Source organism: Flavobacterium sp. (assembly GCF_044368625.1).
In the GTDB taxonomy this organism is placed as follows: domain Bacteria; phylum Bacteroidota; class Bacteroidia; order Flavobacteriales; family Flavobacteriaceae; genus Flavobacterium.
On record NZ_JBIPPD010000219.1, the window covers coordinates 1 to 5,360 of the forward strand.

At 33.5% G+C, this 5,360-nt stretch carries 4 protein-coding genes and 1 pseudogene; 2 read left to right on the forward strand and 3 right to left on the reverse strand.

What is annotated here, in order from left to right:
• A pseudogene (locus tag ACIQ2X_RS13450) lies at positions 1-1,482 on the forward strand (peptidase M28); the annotation flags it as partial.
• Positions 1,469-2,275 carry an SDR family oxidoreductase gene (locus tag ACIQ2X_RS13455; RefSeq protein WP_396179446.1) on the forward strand — a complete coding sequence of 269 codons (807 nt, stop codon included), beginning with the start codon at positions 1,469-1,471 and terminating at the stop codon, positions 2,273-2,275. The pseudogene ACIQ2X_RS13450 and the gene ACIQ2X_RS13455, both read left to right, overlap by 14 nt.
• 15 nt (positions 2,276-2,290) lie before the next feature.
• Here ACIQ2X_RS13455 and ACIQ2X_RS13460 read toward each other — a convergent pair whose 3' ends face one another.
• From ACIQ2X_RS13460 to ACIQ2X_RS13470, 3 genes are all read right to left on the reverse strand, one after another.
• The gene (locus tag ACIQ2X_RS13460) at positions 2,291-2,950 is read right to left on the reverse strand and encodes a 3-oxoacid CoA-transferase subunit B (RefSeq protein ID WP_396179447.1); all 660 of its coding nucleotides are present in this window, start codon (positions 2,948-2,950) and stop codon (positions 2,291-2,293) included.
• Positions 2,951-2,954: 4 nt separating this feature from the next.
• Positions 2,955-4,601, reverse strand: coding sequence for a DUF262 domain-containing protein (locus ACIQ2X_RS13465; protein WP_396179448.1), 1,647 nt, complete (start codon positions 4,599-4,601; stop codon positions 2,955-2,957).
• Positions 4,598-5,360: hypothetical protein (locus ACIQ2X_RS13470; RefSeq protein WP_396179449.1), on the reverse strand; the 763-nt coding region annotated here is incomplete at its 5' end. The genes ACIQ2X_RS13470 and ACIQ2X_RS13465, both read right to left, overlap by 4 nt.

The following is a 5,360-nucleotide window of genomic DNA, read 5'->3' on the forward strand; positions in this document are numbered from 1 at the left end:
TTGCTGCAGTATTTTGGCAGCACCGATTTGCGAACCTTAGCATCCTCGGACGACGAGGTCTATTTTAATACCCCGTTAAAATTTGTACATTATCCATTTGATTGGAATTTTCCCTTGTTTGGATTGGCACTCACATTGTTTTTAGCATTTATTTTTATTGGGATTGGCAAACGAATTTTACATGTTTCGGATATGTTTCGGGGGTTTATTCCGTTACTGGGTTCGGTTTTGGTTTCTGGAATCATGGGCTTCTTTGGTTGGAAACTTTTACTTTTAATTTATCCCCAATACCTTGACATTTTACATGGATTTACCTACAACGGACACGATTATATTTATGCGTTTTCTGCCTTGGCATTAATGGTTTCATTCTTTTTTTATCGAAATTACCGCACGAGTTCACAACTTATGAATGGATCTGTGGCGCCTCTTTTTCTTTGGATTATAATCAATTTCCTAATTGTTATTTACTTACCCGGCGGCAGTTTTTTCATAATTCCGGTGTTTGGAATGTTGCTTTCATTTGGATTTTTTATCGTTACACAGCGAACCAATTTTATGCTTAACTTACTTTTCAGCATTCCCGCTTTTGTACTGTTTTTACCATTTGTGGTCACGCTTCCTGTAGGGCTGGGATTGAAAATGATTGTTGGAAGTACATTGCTTATTGCATTAGTTGTGGGATTATTATTGCCTGTTTTTGGCGCGCTAAAAGGGAAAAACGGATGGACCATCGTGAGCTTTTTAGTAGCTATCGGATTTTTGACGAACGCCCACATAAAAGCCGGTTACACGGATGAACAAGCAAAACCCAACAGTTTATTGTATGTATTGAACCAAGATACGAACACCGCAGTTTGGGCTACATACGATAAAAATCTCGACGAATGGACCAAAAATTACCTTGGGAATTTACCTAAACAAGCCGATCCGACAACCGATTTGCCGTTTTTCAGTAAGTATAATTCGGCGTTTACTTTTACTTCAAAAACCGATGTAAAACCGCTTGCAGGACCGTCGATTGAGTTTATTAAAGATACGATGGTAAATGCCCGAAAAAAATATGTAATTACCATTACACCCAACCGGAAAGTAAATCGCTACGATGTTTTTGCCAATGAAAATATGGATTTCTATAATTTAAAAGCAAATGGCGTTTCGCTCGTGGGCTGGAAAAATGCCAAATACAGACGAAACGGCAAGAAAATTTTGAGTTATTATGTGGTCGATAATGCTCCTTTGGAACTATCGTTTACAGTTGATGCTTCGACAAAATTGGACATGGAATTATTAGAATCTTCGTTTGATTTATTGGAAAACAAGCAGTTCTCCGTTCCTAAAAGAGCTTCTTGGATGATTCCAACACCCTTTGTGTTGAATGATGCCGTAGTGCTGCGTCAGAAAATAAAACCGAATACATTTAAACCTGTAATTGCAGCAGATTCGACACCTGCTCAACCTATAATTAATGGAGGAAATTAGTATTTTAGGCTGTGGCTGGTTGGGTTTACCGCTTGCCGAACATTTGATTCAAAAAGGATATAGTGTACGAGGTTCGACCACTTCTGCACCTAAAATAAGTGATTTTGAAGCCAAAGGAATAGCACCGTTTGTCATTGACTTATTGCCCGATTTTATTTCGGGTGATTACGAAACTTTTTTGCAAAAATCCCGCACGTTGATTATTGCAATTCCTCCGAAATTGCGAGGAGAAAACCCAGTATCTTTTGTTGCTAAAATAAAGACGTTTGTTCAAAAAGGGATTTTGAATTCGGAAATTGAACAGGTTTTATTCATCAGTTCGACTTCTGTTTATGGCGAAGATATAATTACAGTGACCGAAGAAACCATTGAAAAACCAGAAACGGTATCGGGAATAGAATTGCTGGAAACCGAACATTATTTGCAACAGCAAACGGCTTTTAAAACAACGGTTTTACGCTTTGGTGGATTGATTGGCGACACGCGAAATCCAGCCAAATTTATTTCTGGAAAAAGCAATATCCCCAATCCACAAGCACCGATAAATTTGATTCATCAAGAGGATTGCATTGGTATTATTACGGCACTCATTGAGCAAGGCATTTGGGGCGAAAAATTCAATGCAGTTGCACCTCATCATCCTTCGCGAAAAGAATATTATGAAGCCAAAACCCGAGCGTTGGGATTGCCACTTCCTGAATTCGAAGACAATGAACGATCGGGGAAAAAAATTGATTCTTCAAAATTGATTTCGAAACTCAACTACCACTTTATTCATACTACAGATTTGTAAACTACTTTCGCAGCGTTAATCCATTTGCATTTCGGGGATATCCCCTTCAATAATCAAATCCGCTTCTGTGGAGGCGATGATGTGTTCTACTGAAACTCCGGGGGCTCTTTCCAAAAGTTTAAACCCTTTTGGGGTAATTTCCAAAACGGCCAATTCGGTTACAACTTTTTTCACGCAACCCACACCCGTTAATGGTAATGTACAACGTTTTAAAATTTTAGACTCGCCTGCTTTATTGACGTGCATCATGGCAACAATAATATTCTCGGCTGAAGCTACTAAATCCATCGCACCGCCCATTCCTTTAACCATTTTACCAGGGATTTTCCAGTTGGCAATATCGCCATTTTCGGAAACTTCCATCGCACCAAGAATGGTTAAATCTACTTTTTGAGAACGAATCATCCCGAAACTAAAAGCCGAATCAAAAAAAGAAGCTCCTGGTAAAGTAGTAATGGTTTGCTTTCCTGCATTGATCACATCGGCGTCTTCTTCGCCTTCAAAAGGAAAAGGTCCCATTCCGAGTACGCCATTTTCGCTCTGAAATTCTACCGAAATATCTTCGCGAACATAATTGGCCACCAAGGTTGGAATGCCAATTCCGAGGTTGACGTAAAATTTATCTTGTACTTCTTTTGCAATGCGTTTTGCGATATCGTTTTTGTCTAGTGCCATAATATTATTCTAATTCTAAATTTAAAACATTTGTTATAAACTCGTTTTCTTTTTCTTGAATGAGTTTTTCTCTCAATTTCAACAGCTCTTTATTCTTTTTTTGAGCATGTAAATCTCGCATTTCGTCCGTAATGAACAATTCAGAATACATTCCTCTAAATTCATTGGAAAGAAGAAATTGAAGAGAGGTTTGCTTTTTGGCTTGTTCATTTATTTCGTTTTTTTGAACTGGAACAAAAAGAGTATTTCCGATAGAGTTTTCATTTCTAAAAAGTTTATATTCATTTACAGCTGTTATTTCATCACTATTGATGCTTTCAGTCGTCAAAATGTTTTCTCTATTGATGGAATAATTTACCATAAATAGAGCAAGTGCTTGCTTTCTAACTCCACCAAAGTCAATTTTGTCAGGGAACTTATCAACGTGTAGCTTTACTTCTTCATCCCAATAGAAAGGATTTCTTTTTTCTCCTCTACAAAACTCTAAAAAACGTTCAAAAGCTTTTTTACGTTTTGCAGGATTGTATTTGGTAAAACAATTAGTATAAGAAGATTGCCAAAACCAGAATTTTACTTTTTCAACATCTTCTTTTTGTAATTCTCCTTTTATATTAAAATATTGAACTAAAAATATAAAATGTAAATTAGCAGGAATATATTTTAAATCTAAAACTGCCAACTGTTCTTTAAAAAAATTTACAGTTTTTACACAATTGTCTAATGTTTGATTAACAACTTCTGAAAAATTTGGTTTTTCGCTTAAAGTTTTAACATCAGTCGCTTTTGAATCTAAATATAAAGGACCGAAAGAGCTTTGGATAGTTCTGAAAATATTTAATCTAAATGCCTCTTTTTTCTTTTTATTTAAAAATTTCTTTCCTTCTAAATTATCAACTATATCTGAAATTTGAATACCTAATCTAAAATTACCAGTTGAAGTAAAAGCAGAAGCTGTATCAATTGAATCAATTTTTTCTCCTTGAGTATTAACTTTTACAAACATTTGATTTGCTGTATCATAGTCCCCTCCTATTATATCAATGGATGGAAGCATATAATCTTGAATTTGATAGGAGATTTCTTGAAATTTGGAAATGTAATCTTTAATCTCATCTTCATTCATCAAATTTGTATTTTGTGCAAATTTTGTTTGAATATTATAAAATTCTTTAGTATCAGCTAATTGATATAGAGGAACTTTATAAAAATCTAAATTTTGAGTGTTTTTAGGACCTACTTCAACTCTATTATTTTTAAAATTATAAATTAAATTAAAATTATTTTGCCATTCTTCATCGTCTCTAGCTAAATTTGTAGTGTTAGGATTAAGCAAACACCCAACAATTGTAGATAATCTTTGAAAGCCATCTAATATGTAACTGGCATTTTCATTTGGATCATCTAATAGATAAGAACCAATTTTTCTGTCTTCGTTTTCAGGATTAAAATCAATATCCTCATTTGGTTTCCAAAGTAAAACTGTACCAATCGGAAACCCTTTAATAATACTATCAAATAAATCTATCCTTTTTTTGGCATCATTCCATCTATAACGTCTTTGAAAAATTGGAATTCTAAAATTCCCTTTTTCAAAATCATCTAAATAATAAGCCAATCTCCTTACTCGAGTATTTATTTGTAATTTGCTCATAATAGATATTTTATTTCGTGAACGATGTGTTCAAATTCGTTGCGGTCGGAAGTATCTTTTGGATTAACTTTTGACTTCAATTTTGGTTGATGTTGTATTCTCTTTTCTAAATCATTTTTGCTTACAATATTAAAATAGTTTGAAAATGTTGATTTAAAGTTTGAAATCGGGAAGCCAAAACCAATTTTGCTATATTGTTCATCAGTTAAGTTATTATATAAATTTCTAACTTCATTTATCAAATTAGCTCTTTCTTTTGTCTGTTTTGGATTACTTCTTGGTAATACAAATCCTTTTTCCAAATCCAAAAAATCTTTTTGAGATGGTGTTAACTTAAAATACACTTGGATAAACTCTTTTTTATCTTGAAAATGAATCAAACTATTGAATACAGAATCAGGCATATAATTTTCTTTTTCCCTTTTGTATAAAATATGATAGGGAATATTTTCTTGTTCTAAAAATCTGGTTTTATAATCAGGTAATTCTTGTTTAGTAATAGTCTCATCAGAATTGATTATGCAATATTCTCTATCACTATCTTTTATTTCATAAAAACGAAGATATTTATTAAGTGGGTCTTTAAAATTTTGATTAGTATCTATATTCCTTGTAATACGGGTTCTTAAAATACTTTCGCTATTAGAACCAGCACCATTATAAAACTCTAACCATCCCTCTTGTAAAGAATTAATTAATTCTTTTGTTGTATCAAATTCTTGTAATATTTTTAAAACAAAAGGTTTTTCATATTCTTCT

Bases quoted from the DNA above. Each gene is read 5' to 3' on its own strand.
- ACIQ2X_RS13455 (WP_396179446.1), top strand. From the start codon at position 1,469: ATGGAGGAAATTAGTATTTTAGGCTGTGGCTGGTTGGGTTTACCGCTT.
- ACIQ2X_RS13460 (WP_396179447.1), bottom strand. From the start codon at position 2,950: ATGGCACTAGACAAAAACGATATCGCAAAACGCATTGCAAAAGAAGTA.
- ACIQ2X_RS13465 (WP_396179448.1), bottom strand. From the start codon at position 4,601: ATGAGCAAATTACAAATAAATACTCGAGTAAGGAGATTGGCTTATTAT.